Source organism: Thalassospira lucentensis (assembly GCF_011806425.1).
GTDB classification, from domain to species: domain Bacteria; phylum Pseudomonadota; class Alphaproteobacteria; order Rhodospirillales; family Thalassospiraceae; genus Thalassospira; species Thalassospira lucentensis_B.
Genome location: NZ_JAATOV010000006.1, coordinates 205,578 through 231,264, shown reverse-complemented (window position 1 = coordinate 231,264; position 25,687 = coordinate 205,578). Strand labels below are relative to the sequence as shown.

The following is a 25,687-nucleotide window of genomic DNA, read 5'->3' as shown; positions in this document are numbered from 1 at the left end:
GCACAAAACTCGCCAGATTCGGACTCAAACGTCAACTGCACCAACAAACCAAAATCCCCTGCCCTAATTTAGCGGGATGTCATTGTCCGATTTGGTGTCCTGATATTGGCGTGAAAGCTGATCATACTGATCGGAAATGGCACGTGCGCGGGCAAGGTATTTGGTTTGCTGATCATCGGGTAAATCATCGACCATCGCCATCATTGAATGACTTTGCCAGAATGCGTTCGATTTGTTGTATTCGCCGTCTTTAAGCGTGAAAACTTCCTGCATGATTTTCAAATCATGGGGAATGGCGAATGCATCGCGCGAATCTTCATAGGAAAAGAAATAATAGAAATTATCAAACCCAGCCCACGTGATTGCCGACAGGCACATCGAACAGGGTTCATGGGTTGATAGGAAAATAAGATTCGATGTCGCAGGGCGTTGATCCGCGGGCAATTCGTAAAACCGTTTCAGGCAATGGACCTCCCCATGCCAAAGTGGGTTTTCCATTTCATTGTTGGTTTCGGCAATCACCAAGGAATGGTCGGATTTTCGTAAAATCGCCGCCCCAAAAACCTTGTTGCCCGCGACGACACCAGTTTGGGTTTTGGGCAGGATATCGTTTTCAAGAACGGAAAACAGAACATCAAGAAGATCTGTCTGCGAAGGTTCATGTGACATGATGGCGGCCCCTGATGAAATGGATACTTCGTTTCATCCATTTCACCGCGTGTGGGCCGCCATGCCAACTGCTTTATTGCGTATATTTGGGGAAAACAGCGTCTTGCGCGATTTCATAATCGCGCTAAGCAGACACTAGTTGCCACGCAATATCCCATCATTCTCGGGCATTTGGTGGTTTTCGGGTGCGACCGGCACATAAAAATCGCGGTTCAACAAAGTGGTCACCGCGATAAGGGTCGGCGATCGCATATCGCGCACTTTGACGATCTGGGCATGATCAACTGGTTTCATTTCACGGATTTTAACCACCATGAAAACCGGGCCGTTCGGTGTTGCAAGTTTGAACTGATCGCCAACCGCGACCGGGCCAAGGGACTGTTTGACCATTTTGGATTTCACCTGAATGATAGACGTTTGCTCTGAAATGGGCCTGCCGCGAACCGGTCATGATCCGGTCGTTTATTATTGCTTGGCAGGTGCCGCTGAAATCGACCATGGCAGCCATATCCGGCAATTGTGTGACAGAAGTGGATCATTTGCGGGCAATTCACCGAATTCCGCGGTGTGACGTCCTAAATACCTGCCAAGTAACAAATAAAAACACCCCGCCGGTAACCGACGGGGTGTTTTAAATTTTGACCTGATTAGGAAGATCAATCGATATCTTCGATTTCACCTGCTGAACCGGTGACTTTTGCTGCCAGGGCGGCTGCCATGAAAGCATCAAGATCGCCGTTCAAAACGCCTTGCGTATCAGACGTTTCCGTACCCGTACGCAGGTCCTTGATCATTTGATAAGGCTGCAGGACGTAAGAACGGATTTGATGGCCCCAACCGATATCGGTTTTGTTATCTTCAACAGCCTGTGCTTCGGCTTCGCGTTTTTTCAGCTCGGCCTCATACAAACGGGCTTTCAACATCTTCATCGCCGTTTCGCGGTTTTTATGCTGCGATCGGTCGTTCTGACACTGGGCAACAATCCCGGTCGGAATATGGGTCATACGCACTGCGGAATCGGTCCGGTTAACGTGCTGACCACCCGCCCCAGATGCCCGGTAGGTATCAATCCGAAGATCCTTATCGAGAATTTCGATCTGGATATCGTCATCGATCACCGGATACACCCAGACGGATGAAAAGCTGGTATGGCGACGCGCAGAACTGTCATAGGGCGAAATACGCACCAGACGATGCACACCCACTTCGTTCTTAAGCCAACCATAAGCATTGTGACCGGAAATTTTATAGGTCACAGACTTGATACCGGCTTCCTCGCCATCGCTTTCTTCAAGCATTTCAAGCTTGTATTTCTTGGACTCTGCCCAACGATAATACATGCGTGCCATCATGCTTGCCCAATCCTGTGCCTCAGTGCCACCGGCACCAGCATGGATTTCAAGATAAGCATCGTTGGCGTCAGCTTCACCTGAAAGCAGACTTTCAAGTTCACGCTGGGCGGCGATTGCCTTGATCTTGCGCAGGCCTTCTTCGGCCTCGGTGACAGTATCTTCGTCGCCCTCGGCTTCGCCAAGTTCGATCAGTTCGATATTGTCATCAAGCTCCTGCGCGAGCTTTTTATAGCCGTTAATCGCATCATCAAGCTGGGTACGTTCGCGCATGACTTTCTGCGCATTGGCTGCGTCGTCCCAAAGGGTCGGGTCTTCGGCCAGTGCATTCAGTTCGTCTAGGCGCCTAAGAGCGTTATCCCAGTCAAAGATGCCTCCTCAGCAGTGCCATTGACTGCTTGATTTCATCGACCAATGCCTGTGCTTCTGCGCGCATTGATGTCTCCGTTACTCATATGAAATTCCGTTAGGCCATACGTGACATATGGCTATGTAGGCCGCGCTTATAACAGTTTTTGTCCCACTTGAAACCCCTGCAACCATGCAAAAACCCGGCACGCGAAATGTGCCGGGTTCTGCAACCAAGACAAAGCCAACAAATCAACGACCAGCTATAAACCGGATCAAGTGTGACGGTGTAAAGTTCTTCATCGGCAAAATCGCAAGTTGGCAGAACGTCGACATGTGGAATGCGTACCGAATTTTTAAATCCTTCGGTGGTGGCAATTTCATTCACCATACGCGATGCACGGTCGGCGCCCCCCCCATAGGCACGCCGTATTCGCGGTCACGTCCCCACTTTGCACACCATGCGTGATCATCGGGCGATCAGCTGCACGGGAAATTGACGGCATGAAAAAACCGCACATGGTCGTCGCTGCACCTGCTGTTGCGGTGGTGGTCTGAAACTTTCGGCGGGAAAGACGGAACGTCATTTTGAACCTCGTTAAGGCGTGAACTGAAATCCCGTCCATCATGACAAATTCACATGACATCGCGATGTCACCGCGTTGATGGTTATGTCACTGTTTCGTGACACTGCGCCTTAAAATTTCACACCAAATGAACGCCTAATTTTTCGGGTGAAAGGTGTCAGAAAACAAAAAAGCCGGATGTTTTTCACATCCGGCTTTTCATCTATCAACAGTCACAAAAATCAAATCTGCGACTTTGGTTGGCAACGATTAGTAAATGCCGCCCGGTCCCGGGACCGATCCGCTATTGCCAGTCGTTCCGCCGTCAAGGCCAGTAGTTTCGTTATCCCCACCATCAATGACATTGTCATTCGAAGCGGGAATTGTGCCAGGTTTAAAGGCCTCCCAAATCACGTCCTGATCGCCAGGGCGTGCTGGAAGACCGGTGCGGGCCTCAACCCGGACCATACGAATGCCCGGTGGCGTCCGGAATGGAATGGCTTTGGTGCCCGCAAGAGCACCGCGCATGAATTCCTTCCAGATCGGGGCTGCGGCACTTGCGCCCTGTTCGTGATCCCCCAGTGAGCGGTTATCATCAAAGCCGACATACACACCAACCGCAAGGTCAGGCGAGAAGCCAACAAACCAAGCATCACGGGAATCGTTCGTCGTCCCGGTTTTCCCGGCCAACGGATAGCCAAGATCGGCAATGCTACGACCAGTACCCCGCTGAATAACGCCTTCCATGATGTGGACCATCTGGAACGCACTGGCCGGATCTGTGAGCTGTTCACGGTTATCTGGCAATTCAGGCGGCATTTGATTGCGGAACACAACGTTTTGACATTCCGCACAATCGCGCTCATCCCGGCGGTAAATCACCTTACCGCGGCGATCCTGAATGCGATCGACCAAAGTCGGGGTGATTTTCTTACCGCCATTGACTATTTCGGCATATGCCGCCGTAAGGCGCATGACCGTGGTTTCGGCGGCGCCAAGCGACATGGACAGGACTTCTGGCATGTCATCGACAATGCCAAAACGTTCTGCGTAATCAGCAACAATCGGCATGCCAATGGTTTGCGCCAGTCGCACCGTCATCAGGTTTCGCGACTTTTCAATACCAAGACGCAAAGTCGACGGGCCATAGAACTTGCCGGTGTAGTTACCCGGTTTCCATTTACCAAGGCCCCGCCCCTGATCAATCACAAACGGTGCGTCAAGCACGAGGGTCGAGGGGGTAAAGCCCTCATCGAGTGCCGCAAGATACACAAACGGCTTAAATGATGAGCCCGGTTGACGACGCGCCTGCGTCGCACGGTTGAATTTCGACAAATCATGCGAGAACCCGCCCGACATTGCCAAAACACGCCCGGTATGCGGGTCCATCGCCACCAAGCCACCATTCACATTGGGGATTTGGCGCAGGCCATAGGTATTGGGCGGAAGTTTCTCGCCATCCAGTTCGGCAAAGTGCTTCACGTAAACAACATCACCCGCGTTAATCACATCCGACGGCTTATTTACGGTTGGTCCCAATGTCTGGCCTTTTTTCCATGGGCGCGCCCAAGTCAGGAAACGCAGGGGAATACGCCCCTGATCGCCTGATGAAAATCCAAGGACCGCTTCGCTGGCATCGGTCGACAGGACCACAGCTTTATCCCACGGGATATCGGCTGGGGTTTCGACTTCACGTAATTTCTGCTGCCAATCACCGGAAAGATCGATGGTCGTGATTGGACCGCGCCAGCCGTGACGGCGGTCATAATCAACCAATCCTTCGAACAGGGCCTTATCCGCAACCGTCTGCATGCGCGGATCAACGGTGGATCGTACAGACAAACCGCCATCATACAGCATGCCTTCACCGTAAAGGTCGACCAGCTGGCGACGGACTTCCTCGGCGAAGAAATCAGCTTGATAGGTATCAACCGATTCACGGGTTTTACCAATCAACGGGGCTGCCCACGCTTGTTGTGCTTCGGCCTCGGTGATGTAATTTTCTTCAAGCATCCGGCCGATGACCCAATTACGACGTGCTTTGGCTTCGTCGTGGTTCCGGACCGGATCGTAATTGGATGGTGCCTTTGGCAGGGCGCCAAGATAAGCGGCTTCTTCGATGTTCAGTTCATCAAGTGATTTATCGAAATAACGCAACGCCGCGGCGGCAACGCCATAACTGCCACTGCCAAGGTAAATTTCGTTCAGATACAGCTCAAGGATATGCTCCTTGGAGAAGGCGCGTTCGATACGGAACGAAAGAATAGCTTCCTTAATTTTCCGCTCGTACGAAACTTCGTTGGTCAAAAGGAAATTCTTTGCGACCTGCTGCGTAATGGTCGAGGCCCCAACAGGACGGCGCCCGGTCCCCAAATTAACCACGTTGGTAACAGCCGCACGCAAGACCGATGCGAAATCAATACCCGGATGAGTCCAAAAGTTCTTATCCTCGGCCGCGACAAAGGCATCAATAACCTTGTGCGGGATGGCGGTGATCGGAACAAACACACGTTTTTCACGGGCGTATTCCGCAATCAATGCACCATCGGCGGCATGGACACGTGTCATGACCTCCGGCTCATAGTCTTCAAGCTGGGTATAGTCAGGCAAATCCTGACCATAGTACCAGAAAATCCCGGCAATACCGGCTACCCCGGCAATCGCCATCAAAAACAGAAAGCCGAAGATAATCGCTAAAATTCGCATATAAACAGGTCTTTTTCGTGTTGTTGGCCTGATGGAAAAGATCGCGCATCATTGTGCACAATCTATCCAAATGCAATCATCCCACAGGACGAAGCCACTGTTAAGGGAATCCCCACATACTTGCCGACATTATATTGGTGGAAAAGTGACAAGGTTGTGACGAACCTTACCACCGGTTATTTTTTCGCGTCCGCCCCCATGATACCGCAAAATACTGGGGAATTCAGGCAAAAGAAAAAGCCCAAAACGTATTGCTTTTGGGCTTTTGCAATCGCGATTGCATACGACGGAAACGGTTGAACCGATCAGAATTTGTGTTTCTCAAAGTAAATATCGATCGCACGCATGATTGCCTCGGCAATCTTTTTGCGATGTGCCGGGCTTTGCAGAAGCTTGGCGTCCGTTGCGTTTGAGATATAGCCCATTTCAAACAATGCTGACGGAATATCTGGCGCCTTAAGAACAGCAAACCCGGCAAACCGATGCGTTCTGCGTTGCAATTCAATGTTCCGCGCCAATTCACTGACCATATTCGCCGCTAGTGTTGCCGACAAATTCATGGTTTCGCGCTGTGCAAGATCGATCAGGATGCTTTGCACCAAGGAATTTTCCTCAGACAAATCCACCCCGGCAATCACGTCGGCCTTGTTTTCTTTTGATGCCAAAGCAGCGGCTTCTTTATCCGATGCATTTTCAGACAAGGTATAAACCGACGCACCGCGATGTTTTGGATTACCAATGGAATCGGCGTGCAACGATATGAACAAATCAGCACCGTTTTTGCGCGCAATTTCAACGCGCTGACGCAGTTTAAGAAAAACGTCCTTATCGCGCGTTAACAACACGCGATAGCGCCCTGATGCGGTCAGGGTATCGGCCAGTTGCCGCGCCGCTGCCAAAGTCAGGTTTTTCTCGTAAACGCCGTCGACACCGATTGCACCGGGATCAACGCCACCATGACCCGCATCAATCGCGATAAGGGGCTTGTTATCCCCAGGGCGACCGGACTTCACCGCCACGTCCGCACTTTGTTCGGTGGCACTGGTATCGTTACGGCTGCGCGCGGAATACGCCACCATGCTTTCGCGTGAGGCCTCCATAAAGGCTTCGCGCTTGGCTGGCTTTAAATCAACGACAAGTCGGTTCGGTTTATCGCCCGACGCGGGAAGCGCGAAAATCTTTGACACCAAGGATGGTTTGGCGACATCCAAGACAACGCGGAAGGTCCCCGGCTTAAACAGGCCATAGCGCAATCCGGAAATAAGCCCGCCGCCCGATGTGACATTGCCGGGAGGCGCGCTCCAATCGATTTCAGGTAGATCAATGATGATGCGATAAGGGTCAGGCAGCAGGAAATACGTAAAATCAACATCCCGATCCAGATCGATCACAAAACGGGTATAATCGGGATAAACGCCAAGGCGTGCGCCGAGCACTTTTGCACTGTCAGCAAACGCTGTCCCCATGGCAAAATAAAGCGAAAACAGGAACAAAAACAGCAGCGTAACCACCTGCCCGACTTTACGAGCAGCGTAAGTTAATCGTCCATTTTGTGCCGTGCACTGCACGTTTACTACTGATGATGCCATTTATCCTGCTGAGCCCATTTGCGCGGTTGGAGCCGATTGATAAGCGCTTATAGCAACGCGTTGGTTAACGGGCAATTGACCGAAGACGGAGTTTAAGCAAGTTGGTGATCACGCTTTCGCGAACAGTATGTTTTTAAAGCGTCCGATAAAAACTTCGCGTTTTCATAGATTTGCCTGACATTGGCAGCATGCCGCGAAATCCTGCGGAAATCCTTTGGGATTTTAAACAAAACACTAAAAACTCAACATAGGATGTAACAAAACTGTTTGTCGCAGACGCATAAACCAGATATGTTGCTCCCGAGATTCCTAATGCTTTGTGGTAAGACACTAAAAATCCACCAAGTTGAGGACGCGACTAGAGCAGTTCTTACGGTCGGTGTCTCGGTGACGCGGCAATTCCCGCTCCCGATAGAGCCCTCCTAAAAAAGGCTGTCTTGGCGCGCTCGAGAATACGCAACCAAGTTTTTTTTTAACACCAAGACCAGGTCCGAACCGGAAGAGCAGCCGACACGCGATGAACCAGAGACATACAGGACATATCGCGGACTTAACGTACGGCGCCTCCGGTCACGCCGGTTTGTTTGCATATCAGCACAACTACGCTTTAGGCATTGAACTGGCGGGGCCTCCAGGAACAGGTTCCGAATGGTTAAACGCATGCTCATCGATGCAACGCACGCGGAAGAAAGCCGCGTCGTTGTTATTAACGGAAATCGCTTAGAAGAATACGACGTCGAAACTTCGACGAAGAAACAGATCAAAGGTAACATCTATCTCGCGAAAGTGACGCGCGTAGAACCGTCATTGCAGGCGGCCTTTGTTGACTATGGCGGAAACCGCCATGGTTTCCTTGCTTTTAGCGAAATCCACTCCGATTATTATCAAATTCCGGTTGCCGACCGTGAAGCATTGACCCAAAGTCATGCGCGCCCGGTCAAGGATGCCGAAGTCGTCGAAGACACTACCGACGACAGTGAAGACAGCCCGAAAAAAGAAAAGAAACCAACGCGCTCTCGTTCGCGCCGCAAACCGCGCGCGAAAGACAAGGACGAGGCAACCGACAGCAACGAAGTCGCTGCCGACGCCACGGATAATTCCGATTCCGGCGCGTCTGATATCCCTGCCTCGGCAGGCGGCGCGCAGAACACCACTAATGGAACCGACGAAGAAGACGCCAAGCCACGTCGTCGTCGCACCCGCAATCGTCGCAAAAAATCCGATGAGACCGATGCGTCAACGGCAGATGCGAATGATGCATCTTCGTCCGACGATAACGCATCTGACACAAATTCCGGTTCTGATGGCGATGACACCCCGACGGGTGGCAATGCGGCCATGTCAGCCGAAATTACCGAGCTGACAGTCGACATTGATGACGACGCTGCTGACGGTAATGCGGTTGCAGAAATCGATGCCAAAACCGTCGAAGAAGACATCGAAGACATTGGCGGCGATGATGCCGACGAGTTTGTGGAATCGCACAGCCGTCAGCTTCAGAAACGCTACAAGATCCAAGAAGTCATCAAACGCCGCCAGATCCTTTTGGTACAGGTTGTTAAGGAAGAGCGCGGCAACAAGGGTGCTGCTCTTTCGACCTTCCTGTCGCTGGCCGGTCGTTATTGCGTTCTGATGCCAAACACCCCGCGTGGTGGTGGCATTTCGCGCAAGATCACCAATGCACAAGATCGTAAGCGTCTGAAATCCATTCTCGCCGAGCTGGAAATTCCAGATGGCATGGCTGTGATCGTTCGTACCGCTGGTGCAGAACGGACCAAAGCCGAAATCAAACGCGACTTTGATTATCTGATGCGTTTGTGGGATCGCATCCGCGAGACCACACTTCAAAGCCAGGCACCTTGCCTGATTTATGAAGAAGCCGATCTGATCAAACGGTCTATCCGTGACCTTTACGCACGCGATGTTGATGAAGTTTTGGTTGAAGGTGACGAAGGTTACCGGATCGCCAAAGACTTCATGAAAATGTTGATGCCGTCACATGCCAAACGTGTGCAGCCATACAAAGATCAGGGCGTTCCGCTGTTCCACCGTTTCCAAGTGGAAAGCCAGCTTGACGCCATGCTCAACCCGGTCGTTCAGCTTAAATCTGGCGGGTATATCGTTATCAACCCGACCGAAGCCTTGGTCGCGGTTGACGTGAACTCTGGTCGTTCGACCCGTGAACGCAATATCGAAGAAACCGCTTATAAGACCAACCTTGAAGCCGCAGAAGAACTGGCACGCCAGCTTCGTCTGCGCGATCTGGCCGGTCTGATCGTTGTCGATTTTATCGACATGGAAGACCACCGCAATCAGGGTGCTGTTGAACGCAAGCTTAAAGAAGCGATGCGCAATGACCGTGCCCGTCTTCAGATTGGCCGCATCAGCCCGTTTGGCTTGCTTGAAATGTCGCGTCAACGCCTGCGTCCGTCGCTGGTTGAAAGCGCATTTGAAGTTTGTAAGCATTGCCGTGGCGTTGGCCTTGTTCGCTCGGTCGAAAGTGCCGCCCTTCACTTGCTGCGTGTTCTTGAAGAAGAAGGCATGCGCCGCCGGTCGGGTACGCTTACGGTTCATGTCGCAAGCGAAGTCGCCCTTTATATCCTGAACCGCAAACGCGATACGCTTGCCGAGATTGAGCAGCGCTATGGCTTTACGGTGATGATCTTTGGTGATGACAGCCTGATTTCACCGGATCACCGCATCGAACGTTCGCGTGCGAAGAAAGGTGACGAGGTCGAAGATACCCCGGCTGTTCTCAATACCGACAGTGTATCGCTGACCGCGATTGAAAATCCGGTTGATACCGATGATGTCGAGGACGATGACGACGAAGACTCCGGCGCATCGGCCAAAGACAATTCGCAGGATGACGATGAACAGGGCGGCAAACGTCGCCGTCGCCGTCGTCGCCGTCGTGGTCGCAACGATGATCGTGATGACCGTAACGACGCGCAGCAAGATACCGCCAATACCGATGCCGGTGCTGACGATACTGCCGATCAAAACGGCGATAACGACGATGATGACGATGAAGAAAGCCAACGCAAACGCCGCCGTCGCGGCAAACGTGGTGGCCGCCGTCGTTCACGCCGTCAGGATTTTGAAGCCAACCGTACCCGTTCGCCAAATGATGATCCGGCATTGACCGCCGCACGTCGTAACCGTGATCATGAGGCACCTGACGGTGCCAATGAAAACACGGTGATCGACGCCGAAAGCGACGGTCAGGACGCGGACAGCTTTGATCAGGACGGTGTCCGCGAAGCACGCAGCCGGAGCACAACCGCACCGGCCCCTGCCCGCCCACGTCGGGATCGTCGCGACCGAAACGACAACCGTCGTAACCGTCGTGATCGCAATGACCGTCAAGGCAACAAGGATGACAACGCGGATCGCGCAGATGTGAAAAACATCCCGATCCAAACGGGTCCGGCACCAAAAGCCGACGCTGACAGCAAACCAGAAGCCAGCGCAGCAGCAGCAACACCAGCCTCTGCCCCGGCCGAAGTAACCGCCCCTGCCCCCAAGGAAGCCACACCGGCACCAAAGGCAGAGGAAAAAGCTCCGGCCAAAGCAGATAAGCCAGCGGAAACGCCGAAGGCCGCTGAGCCGAAGGCTGAGCCAGTTGCGGCACAGGCCTCTGCACCGGCACCAACGCCCGCAGCCGAGCCGGCAAAGGATGAAAAACCCAAGCCGAAGAAACGCGGTTGGTGGAGCCTGGGTCGTTAAGACCTTTGAGCTTGATACAAAAAAGGGCTGCCCATTGGGCAGCCCTTTTTCATTTAGTGCTTTCGCGTATGGGGCTTAACGCTTCCAGTTCTGCAATGCCTTAACTGCGCCGATCATGGTTTCTTCGCTGTGGGCAAATGAAAACCGCACATAGCCCTTACCGCGCAGCCGATCAAAATCGGTACCAGGCGTGGTGGCAACACCGGTTTGATCAAGCATCTGCTTACAAAATGCTTCGCTGTCATCGGTCAGGTCGCGGACATCGGCATAAAGGTAAAATGCGCCGTCTGCCGGGGCGAATTTATTAAAGCCAGCCTTGGGCAAACCATCCAACAGGATTTCACGATTGCGGGCGTAAGCCGCAATATTGGCCTGAAGTTCATCTTCACAATCAAACGCCACAACTGCCGCAATTTGCGACAATGCCGGGGCAGAAATGAACAAGTTTTGCTGTAAGCATTCCACCGCGCGCATCAAATCGGGCGGTACAATCGCCCAGCCCAGACGCCATCCCGTCATCGAAAAGTACTTGGAAAAACTGTTGATGATGATGGCCTCATCGCCAAATTCAAGGGCAGTACATTCCTTGACATCGCCAAAGGAAATCCCCTGATAGATTTCATCTGAAATCAGACGGATCCCATTTTCCCGGCAATAGGTTGCCAGTTCCCGGTAGGTGTCGACATCAATCATGCTGCCCGCCGGGTTGGATGGGCTGGCAACGATCAAACCATCGATTGGCTGATCAAGGTCACGCAGCATCGCAACCGTTGGCTGATAATGGGTATCTGGCCCGGCCGGAAGATTGACCGTCTCGATCCCAAGTGCACTTAGGATATTGTGATACGCTGGATAGCCCGGTGCAGCCATCGCCACACGATCGCCGGCATCAAATGCCGCCAGAAACGCCAAAACAAAAATCGACGACGACCCACTGGCAACACAAACCCGCGCCGGATCCACAGATACATCAAACTTGGTTTTGTAATGCCCTGCAATGGCCTCGCGCAGCGGATCGATGCCCATGGCGTTGGTATAGCCGATCAAATCGGCATCAAGCGCCTTGGCAGCGGCCTCGCGTACTTTGCGCGGTGCGGGTGTGCCCGGCTGACCAACTTCAAGATGATAGACAGCCTTGCCTTCTTTTTCGCGCGCATTGGCCGCACGCATCACGTCCATAACGATGAAGGGTGAAATTGCACCGCGAAGTGACTGTTTCAAAGCCATGTGTGAGGTCCTGCATTATCGTGAAAAGCAACAGGGCAAGAACGATGCCCTGCCCTGTGGTCTTATCTCTTTGTTTGTGTGGTTACCGCGTTCCCGCCATACCGCCGCCTGCCGGATCGGCAATGAAACGGCAACTTTCGGGATGGGGTGGTGTACCCTCAAGACAGCGGATGACATTCACAGAAGACTTGCCATCAGAATTCATCGCGATCCCGGATGCGGCATCTTCATCAATTAAATCCATCGCCATTGTGGCAATCTGTTTGGTCGCACCGGCGGGCGTTCCCGTGCCAGCAATGCCGTAATAGTATTCCCAAACATACGGGTTCACCATCAAGGCCGGGCCCATCAACGGCGTCGCGGCATGCGCCGGATCACCGGCCGCAAGATCAAGCCCAAACGACGGCGCACCGACCCCGGCACCAAACGGCTTATTCATCGTGGTCATGCAAGCAACTGCATTCGCCAAACGATCCATCACAACAAAACCGCTGCGCCCTGATTTTGCCTGTGCTGACGTATCACCCTTGGTGATATCGGCAAGGTAACGGTCCAAGATGGCGCCCAGTTCATCGCCCTCGGTGATGATTGATGCACCACTTTCTGAGCGCGGCGGATAGGCAAGATAAAGTGTTTCGTTACCGACTTTTACCTCGGTCGCGGTTTTCCATTGCGGGCGATAATTGCGCAAATCATCGGCGGTCAAGGTTCCGCCAGCGGCCTGAACCTCGTCTGCGACGCGCGCGCCAAGGGCACTGTTATAAAACTCACCTGGCCCCTGAACACGCAGAGATGTCAGCAATGCCGCAAGATTGACCGACTGGATGCGGTCACCGACCTTTAAAACCTGGCCGTTGGGGATAAACGCATCGCGCAGCATTGGGCTTGTGTTGATGTCATCGGCGTTGGCCTTAATGTCATTCACCAAGGACCGCGACACAGGCACACCAAGACGGGCATATTGTTCGGCTGAGCTCAGTAACGAACGCCATTCAAGACGGCCATAGCGCGCGCTTAAGGCATAAAGCCCGCGCGGCACGGCCGGAATGGTGGTTGCAGTTTGACTCGGCGCCGTTCGGGTGCCCGGACGCGGCCAGAAATCAAGAACTTCGACCTTTTTGGATTTCCGGTCATGCACAACGCAAACGCCACCGCCGCCGATTCCGGCAACGGATGGCTTGGTCACGGTCATGGTCGCATACAGCGCCACCGCCGCATCCGCAGCCGTCCCGCCAGCAGAAAGAACATCACGCGCATCGCGCACCGCACGTGGCTCGTCGGCGACCACGCCACCAAGAAAACCACTGACTGCCCCGATTTGACCAAGATTTTCCGGTTCATTCGAAGTACAAGCTGTCATACCAGCGGCCATTGCGATTGCGACCGCGATCCGCCATGATGGCTTGCCCGTCGGACGCGAACCGACATCAGATGCACGAAAAGATGGAACGCACATTTTGCTCAGACGCATTGTAACTCTCACTGCCATTTTCCTTGTTGCCCTGCCTAGCACGGTTTTCGCACAAGGTCGTTCTTTTATCCGCGATACCGAGATCGAGGAAACCCTTCGCATGTATGCGACGCCAATTTTTAAGGCCGCGGGTCTCGATCCAACTGGTGTTTCTGTTTATATCGTGTCTGATAACAGCCTGAACGCATTTGTCGCAGGCGGCCAAAAGCTTTTTATCAATACTGGGCTGCTGTTAAAAGCAGATACTCCAGAACAGGTTATGGGCGTCATGGCCCACGAGAGTGGCCATATCGCGGGCGGCCACCTTTCGCGCGTTCATGATCAACTTCGCAATGCATCTGCAATCTCCATTCTTTCGACCTTGGCGGGTGTTGCGGCCGGTGTTGCGGCCGGGCGTGCCGACGTGGGTGCCGCGGCGATCATGGGCGGCCAAAACGTTGCCCAACGTAATTTCCTGGCCTATTCGCGGACTCAAGAAAGCAGTGCCGACCAAGCTGGCGTCAAATTCCTGACCGAAGCCGGTATTTCATCGCGCGGGATGCTGAACTTTATGAAAAAGCTCGAAGGCCAAGAACTTCTGAGCACCTCAAGCCAGGATCCCTATCTGCGCAGTCACCCTTTGACCATGGAACGTGTTGATTTTTTGGCAAACTTTGTTGCCAATTCGCCGCTGAAGGACGCAAAAGTCTCGGCCAATTTGTATGAGCGTCATGCCCGAATGCGCGCCAAGCTTTACGCATTCACCAATCAGCTTCGAAATACGCTGCGGGCCTATCCGGAATCGGACACCAGTATCGCCGCACGCTATGCACGTGCGATTGCTTATTTCCGCGATTCGCAGCTTGAACCATCGCTTAAAATCATCGAAGGCCTGATCGCGGAAGAACCCAAAAATCCTTACTTTGAAGAACTTAAAGGTCAGGTCCTGCTTGAATTTGGTCGCGCTGCGGATGCGGTTCCCCCATTAAAAGAATCCGTTGAACTTTCCGGTGGTGCGCCGCTGATCCGCCTTTTATTGGCGCATGCGATGATTGAAACCGGTGATCCGTCACTTCTCGAAGATGCAAAAAGCAACCTGATCGGTGTCTTGTCGCGTGAACGTGGCAATTCATCCGCGTGGCGGTTCCGGGCGATTGTCGAAAACCGCCTTGGCAACGAAGGCGAAGCATCGCTTTCGCAGGCTGAATACAGCCTTCTGTCCGGTGACCGACAAGCTGCCAGCTATCACGCGGTTCAGGCAGAACGGAAACTAAAAAAAGGCACCGCCACGTGGCTGCGCGCGCAAGATATTCTGAATGCCACCAACCCGGAAGCCCAAGACAAGCAAGACGCCGCAACGGAAGCATCGCAGTGATGAATTCCATTGACCTCCAAGTCACCAACCATCCTTGGAGATCAGCATTCAAAGCAGGCTATCAACGCTTTTGCGTTTTTGGCCTGCTCCTTGCCGCAAGCATCCATTTGACCGGCTGTTCTTTACCCGGGTCCGGGGTTGATGTCGGCGGGGATCTAAAGCTTCTTTACGCGCCATTTTCGCTGACCAATCCGCCGCGATATTGGCATTACAGCGTTAAGCCACAAAATTCATCACCATCTAAACAGCCGCCCATCCCCGCCCTTGAATGGCAGGACAAAGATGGCAAAATCGCACTGGCTGCACACCCGGCTGCGGGATCGTTTGAGCTGGGGCGGCGCACCAATATCCTTGTGCTGGCCTCGCCCTACCTTTCGTTCGACTGGCAACAAAACAGTTCGGCCCAAACGGGCGATATCGAACTTGTTCTGGGCTTTCGCCGCCAAGATCAAGGCGACTGGCAGGAAAGTGATTTTGGCAGCGGCAAGCCATCAATAGACCAAACTGTGCGCATCCCGATCGGCAACCCACAGGTTACGTACGGCCAGTGGCAACGCGAATATTTTGATTTAGCAGGACTTTACCGCCGCTATTGGCCAGATGCCGAAAGTGACGAAATCAGGCTGGTCTGGATCGGCATCGCGTCTGGCAAGAACAAACCGGCGGCTGTGAATGGCATTACATACCTAACGCAGATTTTACTTTCCCGTTAGCAGCATGATCTCGTATCACAACAGCATGACCTCAAACGTCGGGTACGAATGCACCCTACTGACAAAAAGGACGTCCTATGAATTCTATGCTCATTAAACGCTTACTTGCCGGTACGGGTATTGCAGCGGCAATGCTGTTTACAGTTCCTTCCGCACAGGCCGATGAACAATTCAGCGCGGCGCAAAAAGCTGAAATCGATGGGATCATCGAAGAATATCTGATTAAAAATCCCGATGTTCTGTTGCGCGCAATTCAGAACGTCCAAAGCTGGCAAGCAGCCGAAAAATCACGCCAGCAATCAGAAGCCATCACCCCGGTCTGGGATGCACTGGTCGCAGATTCGTCTGTTCCGTCCGTCGGGCCTGCCGATGCACCTGTCACTGTGATTGAGTTCTTTGATTATCACTGCGGCTACTGCAAGCGCGCCCTTGATGGCGTGATGGAGATTGCCGAAAATTCAGACGGCAAGGTCCGCACCATTTTCGTCGAATTCCCGATCCTGCGTGAAGAAAGTGCGACTGCTGCACGCGCCGCCTTGGCTGCTTCCAAACAAGGCAAATACCTGGAAGTCCATCAGGCCTTCATGGGCAACCGTGGTTTGCTCGACGAAGAACGTATCAACGAACTGGCAGAAGCTGCCGGCGTTGATGTTGATCAGATGAACGCGGATATGAAATCGCCTGAAATCAACGGAATGCTGGCGCAATATTCCGCCATGGCGCGATCCGTTGGGATCAGTGGCACGCCAGCCTTTATCATTAACGGCACCCTGGTTTCCGGTGCGGATATGGAACGGGTCGATTCACTGGTGCAAGCTGGCCTTGAAAAGGCATCTTGATCAGAAGTCCAAAACGGCCTGACTACATTTGCAGTCAAACCGTTTCGTGAAGACAATAAATGCCAAAAGGCCGTTTCGATAATGAAACGGCCTTTTATTTGCCTAGCTCAAAGCACAAGAAATGCGATCAGATAATGCCGACCAACGGGGATGATGGGTCTGCATATTGTTTCTTTGGCATACGTCCGGCCAAGAACGATTCACGTCCGGCAATGATCGCATGTTTCATGGCCCGCGCCATCCGGACGGGATCTTTGGCCCCGGCGATGGCGGTATTCATCAAAACACCATCACAGCCAAGTTCCATCGCGAACGCAGCGTCCGACGCCGTGCCGACCCCGGCATCGACCAAGACCGGCACGCTGGCATTTTGCTTAATCAACGCAATATTCACCGGGTTAAGAATACCCATGCCCGACCCAATCAATGAACCAAGCGGCATGATCGCGCAGCAGCCCATATCTTCAAGCATTTTGGCCTGAATAGGGTCATCGCTGCAGTAAACCATGACATCAAAGCCATCCTTAATCAGGGCTTCGGCGGCCTTTAGCGTTTCAGGCATATTGGGATACAACGTTGCCTGATCCCCCAGAACTTCCAGTTTGACCAAGTTCCAACCGCCTGCTTCGCGCGCAAGTCGCAAAGTCCGCACCGCATCATCGGCGGTAAAGCAGCCCGCCGTATTGGGCAGATAAGTGTATTTTTTCGGATCGACATAATCGACCAGCATCGGCTGGTTCGGATCGCTCAAGTTCACCCGGCGTACAGCAACCGTGACAATTTCGGCACCGGATTCTTCGATCGCAATGCGGGTTTCGTCGAAATCTTTGTATTTTCCGGTCCCAACCAGCAAACGCGACGAGAATTTTTTACCCGCAACGACAAACCCGGCATCATCGGCAGCCGCCAGATCCGCTTCTTGTGACCCTCCGCCAATAAAATGGACGATCTCGAACTTATCGCCTTCCATTAGAGGGGTCTCGTCATACGCTGTTTTGGGAACGATTTCCAAATTGCGTTCGACTGCAACCTTGGTCGAGGCAATGCCAAGTTCGCCAAGAAGTTCGGAAACAGTACCAGCCGTTTCGATAGTGCGGTCTTCACCGTTGATGGTCAGGCGCATCTTTTCGCTCAATCCCTATGGTATCAAAATATTCACGATTGCCGCGCAGTATGCGCAGCAGGCAGGCCTGAGGCAAGCTGCGTTCCATGGTTTTTATCCAAGATCGCGTGCAAAGTTTCGTAAATGACGAAATACAGTTATTTATCAGCTGCGCACGCCCACCATATCGGACCAATGCAACGTTGCGTCAGAGTTTGCGCGTGGTATAAACGCACCACTCAATGTTGGACATGTGGGAACGAATGACGAAACCCGTCTACATTCTAAATGAGCCGAATTTGAACCTGCCGACCAATGTCGGTAAGGATGCCGATGGCACGATAAAATGCAATCAATCTGGAACGGCTGCAAAAACAGCTGCAAATCCCCTACTGATTGCAAAATTACGCTTTTTGACATCCCGAAATGGGGTTCGGTTGACGGGAATGAGCACGTCCAACAAGAAGATTCTGGTATTCTTAACCTTGCTGAGGCATATACGCACATATCGAATGCGCCCCTTGATGTATTTTGGGCATCAAAATTGCCGATCATCAGGGGCCATCTGTACAATATTTAAACGCGGGATGCCTTCAGACATCTTTATTACGTCTCGAAAGCTGCAAACGGCATGATCTACGGGTTTGGCTCCCAGAGCTATATACACGCTATATCCACGCCCTGGATGCCATGCGCGGATTGATCCACTCACCATCATAAAAGATATCGAAATGAGCAAGTTCAACATCGACAATGACGCCATTCGCCAGCTCGCAGAGCTGCTGGACGACACCAAGCTGACCGAAATTGAAGTTGCCGCTGGTGACAACCGCATTCGTGTTGCCCGCCAGGGCACCATGGTTGCCGCTGCCCCGGCACAAGCCGCAGTTTCTGCGCCCGCCGCACCAGCTGCCGCTGCTGCCGCCGCTCCGGCTGATTTGGGTGCCCATCCGGGTGCTGTTAAATCGCCAATGGTCGGCGTGGTTTATTTTGCGCCGGAACCAGGTGCAGCACCGTTTGTTTCTGTCGGCTCTACCGTTGCCGAAGGTCAGACCGTTATGCTGATCGAAGCGATGAAAACCTTCAATCCGATCCGCGCGCCGAAATCTGGTAAAGTGACGCAGATTGTCGCCACCGACGGCCATCCGGTTGAATATGACGAACCGCTGATCATTATTGAATAAGCCAGGGTAAGAACCGCATGTTCGACAAAATCCTGATTGCCAACCGTGGTGAAATCGCGCTCCGCATTCAGCGCGCCTGCCGCGAAATGGGCATCAAAACGGTTGCTGTGCATTCGACCGCTGACGCGGACGCCATGCATGTGCGACTGGCGGACGAATCGGTCTGTATTGGCCCGCCCTCGTCCAAAGACAGCTATCTGAATATTCCGGCCATTCTGTCTGCTGCCGAAATCACCGGCGCAAACGCCATTCATCCCGGATATGGCTTCCTGTCAGAAAGTGCTGACTTCGCCTCGATGGTTGAAGAACACGGCTTTGCCTTCATCGGCCCGACGCCGGAACATATTCGCACGATGGGTGACAAAATCACCGCCAAACAGACCGTCGAACGACTTGGCATCCCAGTCGTTCCAGGGTCTGACGGCGAAATCACCGACGTCGAAGAAGCCCGTAAGTGCGCCAACGATATTGGCTATCCGGTGCTGATTAAGGCATCTGGTGGTGGTGGCGGTCGCGGCATGAAAGTCGTGGAACGCGACGAAGAGCTTGCCGAAGCCTTTTCCATGACCCGCAAAGAAGCGTTGCAGAACTTTGGCAATGCAGCGGTTTACATTGAAAAATACCTTGGCAAGCCGCGCCATATCGAATTGCAGGTGATTGGCGACACCCACGGCAATGCCGTGCATCTGTTCGAACGTGACTGTTCGTTGCAGCGTCGCCATCAGAAGGTTCTTGAAGAAGCCCCTTCGCCGACCTTAACGGCTGAAGAACGCGAACGCATCGGCTCGACCGTGGCGAATGCCATGATCGGTATGGGCTATCGCAATGCTGGCACCATCGAGTTCCTGTATGAAAATGGCGAGTTCTATTTCATCGAAATGAACACCCGTTTGCAGGTCGAGCATCCGGTTACTGAGATGATTTCCGGTGTTGACCTTGTACGCGAACAGATCCGTGTCGCGGCGGGTCTTGAGCTGTCCTTTAAGCAGGAAGACCTTGAAATTCACGGTCATGCGATTGAATGTCGTATCAATGCTGAGGATCCGGAAACCTTCGTTCCGTCACCGGGCAAGATCACCGAATACCATGCACCGGGTGGCTTGGGCGTGCGCGTCGATAGCGGCATTTACACCGGCTATTCGATCCCGCCCTATTACGACAGCATGATCGCAAAATTGATCGTGCATGGTCGTGATCGCGAAGAATGCATGATGCGCCTGCGCCGTGCGCTGGCTGAATATGCAATTGGTGGCATTAAAACCACCATCCCGCTGCATCAGGAACTTTTGGCGAACCCGGACATCCAGAAAGGGGATTACGACATCCACTGGCTGGAAAAATTCATGGGCATGAAATAAGCCGTCACATGACTGCACGAAAAACGGGGACCTTTTCTGGTCCCCGTTTTTTTTATACCCACTGCACCGATATCAACGCCAAAACAACAGATCATGCAAATTTCATTTGTGTTACGGGCATTTGGGATCAACTATTTAATCAAACGCGCGTAAGATGATAATTCACGCTGACCAAACACTTAGGCGGCCTTGTCTGGCCGGTGTGACACCACATATGTACAGTGTCGTCAGATAGACAGGACGGAAAAGATTATCACTGCGATCATGTCAAACCAGCTGACCCCTGATTTATTGATCCGGGCATATTCTGTCGGGCTTTTCCCCATGGCCGAAAGCCATGACGATCCGACGCTTTATTGGATCGATCCGGAATGGCGCGGCATTTTGCCGCTGGACGATTTTCATGTTCCACGTTCTTTGCGTAAAGCAGTGCGCAAAGGCGGCTTTACAATCCATGTCGACAAAGCCTTTGCCGACGTCATTCGCGCTTGCGCAGAACAAACCGATGATCGTGATGACACATGGATCAACGACAACATCCAAGAAGCCTATTGCGCACTTCACAAAATGGGCTGCGCACATTCCATCGAAGCCTGGAAAGACGGCAAACTTGTCGGCGGCCTTTATGGGGTCAGTCTGGGCAAGGCTTTCTTTGGTGAAAGCATGTTTTCGCGCGCCACCAATGCATCCAAGGTTGCGCTCGTACATCTGGTCGCGCTGATGCGCCAAGGCGGCTATAGCCTACTGGACACCCAATTCGTCAATGATCACCTTAAACAGTTCGGGGTGCTTGAAATCCCGCGCGAACGTTACCGCAATGAACTGGCCAAGGCCTTGGCAGGGCGCGCAAACCTGCCCTTTGAAGTCGATCAAGAAATTCTTGAACAAACCCTGACGGGCGGCGATAACGCGCCACACATTCAACGAAGCCCAACATCCTAGAAGTTTGAGTTCCCATGCATATTCGCAAAGCGACCCCAAAGGACAAAGACGCCATTCTGGCCATTGTCGAACCGATCCTGCGTGCCGGCGACACCTACGCGATTGATCCTACCCTGACGCGCGATCAGATTGCTGATTACTGGCTGGGTCCGGACAAGGTCGCTCTGGTTGCAGAAGAAGACGGCAACATCGTTGGCACCTATTACATCCGGACAAATCAGGCCGGTGGCGGCGCACATGTGTGTAATTGCGGCTATATGGTTGCCCCAAACGCCAGCGGGCGCGGTATCGCACGTAAAATGTGCGAAGAATCTTTGATCCGCGCCAAGAACCTTGGTTACCGTGCGATGCAGTTTAATTTTGTCATCGCCAGCAACGCGGCCGCTGTCCATCTTTGGCCGACGCTTGGTTTTGAGATTGTGGGCCGCCTGCCCGGTGCGTTCATGCACCCAACATTGGGTGAAACAGACGCACTCGTCATGTATCGCAAGCTTTGACATTTTCCTGTGTGCCAAACGAAAACTGACGCCACACGGGCGTCAGTTCGTTAGATTGTCTGGCGTTTTGAATTGTACGACTATTGTTGCAAGCCCGGAAACGCCCAAATGCCCGATACACGCAGCATATCGCGATAGACGACAAGCTTTTCGCTGTCGCTAACTTTCGATGCTTCTTCGATGCTATCAAAATCAAGTGCGATCAATGGATGAACCGATGCATCCAGACCATATTGATCGAGCGCGTCCTGAAGCACCGTTTTGGCGCGGCGCATGTGGCTAGCACTGGTGACCAAAATGATGTCATCGGTCGTATGTCGGTTCAAAAGGTTCGCGATATTGAGCATGTTTCCGACGGTGTCTTTTGACTTGTCCTCGAGCATGATGCGATCTCGATCAACGCCCTGCTCAACCAGCCAGCGCATCATCATATCGCCTTCGGTGACGCCAGATTTCGGCTGACCGCCAGTGACCATCACACGCGCAGTCGGGTTTGCTTTGGCTGCTTTCAGCCCGACTTCAAGACGCTGCATCAAGGGATCTCGCATTGTGCCGTCGTCGGCAAGTGCATAGCCCAGAATCACGATGGTCGGTTTTTCACCGAGAACCGGTACGTCCTGATTTGGGGCTTCGGCCATGTTGGCATCAGCGCGCAAGAAGCGTTTACGGTAATCATCCGCCTTGTCGCGATCAATTCCGGCCATCGCGTCCATATAGTTGCGATACTGATCATCTTCGCCACGGATATGCGCCAACGCCGCCAACCACGTATAAGCATCAAAAGCATGCGGATCGACACGGGTAATACCGATATAAGTTTCCGCCGACTCATCGAGTTTCTTTTGCAGAATGCGCGCTGACGCAATCGCGTAACGCAAATCAATCCGTTCTGGTGCGAGCTTGGATGCCTCGGCAAAGGCCTGTTCGACGACATCGTATCGACCGTGCAGGGTGATGCCCTTGAACACCTCGGCCTCGGCCTTTTTGATGTCACCACCCGACCAGTAATAGTGCATCCCCGTATCGACCAGTTCGCGGATACGCGCGCCGTCCGTCGCATCCGCCGCCATTGCCGGTGCAAAGGCTGTCCCTGCCAAAATCAGCGAGACACCCAAACCGACGACCATTCTCTTTATTTTCATTTTTCTTCTCCTACTGTGAAGCCAACTAAACGTAGTTGGGCAATCCAAGCACGAAAGATACCTTTTGAATACCACAATGTTGAAAATATACGAAAATCCCCGAAATCTAGCATAATTGGTATTGTATGCTGTCACTTTTAGAATACCAAATTGACCCGGGCATAGAAAAAGGGCGGGTACCATATGGCACCCGCCCTTCTTAATTCAATCTATTACCCTTGCCCGATTAGAACAGGAAGCGAACCCGCAAGGTGCCGTCGATGGCTGCAAGTTCTTTACGAACACCAAGGCCCGGTTTGATTTCTTCGTCAACTTCAACGACCACATAACCAACCCCGCCCTCAGAGCGCAGATACTGGCCACTGATGTTCATGCCGCGTGTCGAGAATACATCGTTGATTTTCGACAAAACGCCCGGAACGTTGCGGTGAATGTGCATAAAGCGCGTATGGGTGCGATCCTTGACCGGCAGGGAAACTTCCGGGAAGTTCACAGCGCCCAAGGTCGAGCCGTTATCAGAATAAGTGATCAGCTTGTCAGCAACTTCAAAGCCGATATTTTCCTGCGCTTCCTGGGTCGAACCACCAATATGCGGCGTCAGGATAACGTTGTTCATACCACGCAGCGGGCTTTCGAATTTCTCATCCTTGCCTGCCGGCTCAACCGGGAACACGTCAAGTGCCGCACCAGCCAAATGACCGCTTTCAAGGGCGGCTGCCAGATCTTCGATCACGATGACATTGCCACGTGCAGCGTTAATCAGATGCGCGCCCGGCTTCATTTTGGCGATTTCTGCCGCAGTGATCATGTTCTTGGTCTGATCATTGGCCGGAACATGCAACGAAACCACGTCAGAGCTTGCAAGCAGCTCATCCATCGAACCACAGGTGGTTGCATTACCCATCGCAAGTTTGTTGATCACATCATAGTAAATGACGTTCATACCAAGCGATTCGGCCAGAACCGAAAGCTGTGAGCCGATATGCCCATAACCAATAATACCAAGCGTCTTACCGCGCGCTTCGTAAGAGCCCTTGGCATTTTTAAGCCAACCACCGTCATGGGCAGCAGCGTTGCGCTGCGGAATACCGCGCAGCAACATAATGACTTGACCCAAAACCAGTTCAGCAACCGAACGGGTATTGGAATACGGTGCGTTGAAGACCGGGATACCGCGCATCGCAGCAGCCGTCAGATCAACCTGATTGGTCCCAATACAGAAACACCCGATCGAGGTCAGCTTAGGCGCCGCATCAATCACTTCCTCGGTCAATTTGGTGCGAGAACGGATGCCAAGAAAATGCGCGTCTGCAACAACGGACTTCAATTCGTCCGCGTCGAGCGCAGCAGGGTAATGGTCGACATTTGAGTAGCCGGCCTGTTTGAACATCTTTACAGCGTTTTCATGGATACCTTCGAGCAGGACGATCTTGATCTTGTCCTTCTCCAACGAAAGTTTGCTGTTCACGGCGCACCATCCTTTTCTTCGCGAGGGCGACACGGGATTATCCCGAGCCGTTCATTGGAACCATTTCCTTATGGTCCGTGGCCCAATGAAATAGGACCTTGAAGCGCGTCCGTCAAAGGCTTTCCCTTGCGTAAATGCGCAATGCGCCTATCTTTTGAACGCATATACCGGCTACTGCGTATAAAAAAGGCCAACAGTGGCCATCCGAACGAAATCAGGGGACCGCACCTTGCCCGCCGAAATCAAGACCGTCACCGATATTCATGAGATTGGCCAAACCCAGTGGGACAAATGTGCTGGGTCAGATAATCCGTTTGTCAGCTTTGCCTTCTTATCGGCAATGGAAGACAGCGGCTCAACCCGCGCGGAAAATGGCTGGCAGCCCTTTCATCTTCTGCTAAGCGGCGATGATGGAAACGTTGCGGGAGTCGTGCCGCTTTACATCAAGGCCCACTCTTATGGCGAGTATGTCTTTGATTGGGCTTGGGCTGAGGCCTATGAACGTGCGGGCGGTCAATATTACCCAAAACTGCAATCAGCTGTCCCCTTCTCGCCGGTGCCCGGGCCCCGATTGCTGGTATCGCCCGATCATCCGGATCCCGAAAGCGTGCGCCGCATGCTGATCGAAGGTCTTTCGATACTCCCCGAAAAACTCGGCATGGCAACGTTACATGTCACGTTTTGCAGCGCGGATGAAAGCACGCAGATGCAAGATTCGGGGTTTCTAACCCGCACAGGCCTGCAATATCACTGGCATAATCGCAACTATCAGACATTTGATGATTTTTTGGGCGCGCTCGTTTCACGCAAACGTAAAAACCTGCGCAAGGAACGCAAACAAGTTCTCGAAGCTGGCTATACGTTCAAGGCCCTTCGCGGTGATGACCTTAAACCGGAACATTGGGACCGATTTTATCATTTTTATCGCGATACATCAGACCGTAAATGGGGCCAAGCATACTTAACCCGGCAGTTCTTTGAATTGCTGCATGAAAGACTGCGCGACAGAACCGTTTTGGTATCTGCCTTTCGCGATGGTGAAATGGTTGCCGGTGCGCTTAACCTGATCGGGTCGGAAACGCTTTATGGGCGGAACTGGGGTTCAGTGGACCGCACGCCGCTTTTGCATTTTGAAACCTGCTATTATCAGGCCATCGACATTGCCATCGAACATGGCCTTAAAACGGTGGAGGCCGGCGCGCAGGGCGAACATAAAATCCAGCGCGGCTATGAACCGGTCATTACCCATTCCGCCCATCTGATCAATGATCCTGGCCTGCGCCGTGCGGTTGCGCAATTCCTGCAACAGGAACAAGACCACATCACGCAGGACCAAGAATTCATCCAATCTGAACACAGCCCTTATCGCCAGGATTAACCCCACCACCGAAACGGGTTGATCGGCATAAGAAAAAGGCGCGATCCGAAAACCGC

Annotated in this window: 19 protein-coding genes and 1 pseudogene; 10 read left to right on the top strand and 10 right to left on the bottom strand. The window is 52.8% G+C overall.

The genetic code is table 11. From position 1 onward, the window contains the following. Window positions 1–63: 63 nt before the first annotated feature. The 5 genes from HCZ99_RS17675 to HCZ99_RS17655 form a co-directional block, all read right to left on the bottom strand. Entirely contained in the window at window positions 64–669 is a 606-nt protein-coding gene (locus HCZ99_RS17675) for a nucleoside deaminase (protein ID WP_167448327.1), read from the bottom strand. 135 nt (window positions 670–804) lie between these two features. Then, entirely contained in the window at window positions 805–1,059 is a 255-nt protein-coding gene (locus tag HCZ99_RS17670; RefSeq protein WP_167448326.1) for a hypothetical protein, read from the bottom strand. A 266-nt stretch (window positions 1,060–1,325) separates the two neighbouring features. Continuing rightward, a protein-coding gene (gene prfB, locus HCZ99_RS17665) for a peptide chain release factor 2 (protein ID WP_167448325.1) occupies window positions 1,326–2,454 on the bottom strand; the annotation gives its coding sequence in 2 pieces (ribosomal slippage) (window positions 1,326–2,384 and window positions 2,386–2,454; 1,128 coding nt in all). A gap of 748 nt (window positions 2,455–3,202) precedes the next feature. Continuing rightward, the gene (locus HCZ99_RS17660; protein WP_167448324.1) at window positions 3,203–5,638 is read right to left on the bottom strand and encodes a penicillin-binding protein 1A; all 2,436 of its coding nucleotides are present in this window, start codon (window positions 5,636–5,638) and stop codon (window positions 3,203–3,205) included. 305 nt (window positions 5,639–5,943) lie between these two features. Continuing rightward, window positions 5,944–7,227 (bottom strand): N-acetylmuramoyl-L-alanine amidase, encoded by a 1,284-nt coding sequence (locus HCZ99_RS17655; RefSeq protein WP_167448323.1) that lies wholly within the window; start codon window positions 7,225–7,227, stop codon window positions 5,944–5,946. Between the two features lie 648 nt (window positions 7,228–7,875). On the opposite strand from HCZ99_RS17655, the gene HCZ99_RS17650 reads away from it, so the two are divergent. Beyond that, window positions 7,876–10,956: an Rne/Rng family ribonuclease gene (locus HCZ99_RS17650; RefSeq protein ID WP_167448322.1), complete on the top strand. Its 3,081-nt coding sequence runs from the start codon at window positions 7,876–7,878 to the stop codon at window positions 10,954–10,956. 75 nt (window positions 10,957–11,031) lie between these two features. Here HCZ99_RS17650 and HCZ99_RS17645 read toward each other — a convergent pair whose 3' ends face one another. Together HCZ99_RS17645 and HCZ99_RS17640 are read right to left on the bottom strand one after the other, a co-directional pair. Continuing rightward, a complete protein-coding gene (locus tag HCZ99_RS17645; RefSeq protein WP_167448321.1) occupies window positions 11,032–12,183 on the bottom strand; it encodes a pyridoxal phosphate-dependent aminotransferase in 1,152 nt (383 codons plus the stop codon). Window positions 12,184–12,265: 82 nt separating this feature from the next. Next, complete coding sequence (locus tag HCZ99_RS17640; protein WP_254869712.1) at window positions 12,266–13,543, bottom strand: gamma-glutamyltransferase; 1,278 nt, start codon at window positions 13,541–13,543, stop codon at window positions 12,266–12,268. 97 nt (window positions 13,544–13,640) lie between these two features. On the opposite strand from HCZ99_RS17640, the gene HCZ99_RS17635 reads away from it, so the two are divergent. From HCZ99_RS17635 to HCZ99_RS17625, 3 genes are all read left to right on the top strand, one after another. After that, window positions 13,641–15,008, top strand: coding sequence for a M48 family metalloprotease (locus tag HCZ99_RS17635; RefSeq protein ID WP_254869711.1), 1,368 nt, complete (start codon window positions 13,641–13,643; stop codon window positions 15,006–15,008). Next, window positions 15,008–15,721 carry a hypothetical protein gene (locus tag HCZ99_RS17630; protein ID WP_254869710.1) on the top strand — a complete coding sequence of 238 codons (714 nt, stop codon included), beginning with the start codon at window positions 15,008–15,010 and terminating at the stop codon, window positions 15,719–15,721. The genes HCZ99_RS17635 and HCZ99_RS17630 overlap by 1 nt, the downstream gene beginning before the upstream one ends. A 77-nt stretch (window positions 15,722–15,798) precedes the next feature. Beyond that, complete coding sequence (locus tag HCZ99_RS17625; protein WP_167448319.1) at window positions 15,799–16,560, top strand: DsbA family protein; 762 nt, start codon at window positions 15,799–15,801, stop codon at window positions 16,558–16,560. A gap of 127 nt (window positions 16,561–16,687) precedes the next feature. Here the strand turns inward: HCZ99_RS17625 and thiS are convergent, their stop codons facing one another. Further along, window positions 16,688–17,683 (bottom strand): sulfur carrier protein ThiS, encoded by a 996-nt coding sequence (gene thiS, locus HCZ99_RS17620; protein WP_167448427.1) that lies wholly within the window; start codon window positions 17,681–17,683, stop codon window positions 16,688–16,690. Window positions 17,684–18,257: 574 nt separating this feature from the next. Here thiS and HCZ99_RS20945 point away from each other — a divergent pair. From HCZ99_RS20945 to HCZ99_RS17595, 5 genes and pseudogenes are all read left to right on the top strand, one after another. Next, window positions 18,258–18,365, top strand: a pseudogene (locus HCZ99_RS20945) (hypothetical protein); the annotation flags it as partial. 28 nt (window positions 18,366–18,393) lie between these two features. Next, the gene (gene accB, locus HCZ99_RS17610) at window positions 18,394–18,846 is read left to right on the top strand and encodes an acetyl-CoA carboxylase biotin carboxyl carrier protein (RefSeq protein WP_167448318.1); all 453 of its coding nucleotides are present in this window, start codon (window positions 18,394–18,396) and stop codon (window positions 18,844–18,846) included. Window positions 18,847–18,863: 17 nt separating this feature from the next. Continuing rightward, window positions 18,864–20,204, top strand: a complete 1,341-nt coding sequence (accC, locus tag HCZ99_RS17605; protein ID WP_175581569.1) for an acetyl-CoA carboxylase biotin carboxylase subunit — start codon at window positions 18,864–18,866, stop codon at window positions 20,202–20,204. Between the two features lie 264 nt (window positions 20,205–20,468). Further along, window positions 20,469–21,146 (top strand): leucyl/phenylalanyl-tRNA--protein transferase, encoded by a 678-nt coding sequence (aat, locus tag HCZ99_RS17600; protein ID WP_167448317.1) that lies wholly within the window; start codon window positions 20,469–20,471, stop codon window positions 21,144–21,146. Window positions 21,147–21,160: 14 nt separating this feature from the next. Next, the gene (locus tag HCZ99_RS17595; RefSeq protein ID WP_167448316.1) at window positions 21,161–21,643 is read left to right on the top strand and encodes a GNAT family N-acetyltransferase; all 483 of its coding nucleotides are present in this window, start codon (window positions 21,161–21,163) and stop codon (window positions 21,641–21,643) included. An 80-nt stretch (window positions 21,644–21,723) separates the two neighbouring features. Here the strand turns inward: HCZ99_RS17595 and HCZ99_RS17590 are convergent, their stop codons facing one another. Further along, window positions 21,724–22,785, bottom strand: a complete 1,062-nt coding sequence (locus HCZ99_RS17590; protein WP_217701524.1) for a YdcF family protein — start codon at window positions 22,783–22,785, stop codon at window positions 21,724–21,726. 226 nt (window positions 22,786–23,011) lie between these two features. Further along, window positions 23,012–24,253 (bottom strand): phosphoglycerate dehydrogenase, encoded by a 1,242-nt coding sequence (serA, locus tag HCZ99_RS17585; RefSeq protein ID WP_167448315.1) that lies wholly within the window; start codon window positions 24,251–24,253, stop codon window positions 23,012–23,014. A gap of 229 nt (window positions 24,254–24,482) precedes the next feature. Between serA and HCZ99_RS17580 the strand changes: the two genes are divergently transcribed. Continuing rightward, a complete protein-coding gene (locus HCZ99_RS17580; RefSeq protein WP_167448314.1) occupies window positions 24,483–25,631 on the top strand; it encodes a GNAT family N-acetyltransferase in 1,149 nt (382 codons plus the stop codon). Window positions 25,632–25,687 lie beyond the last annotated feature (56 nt).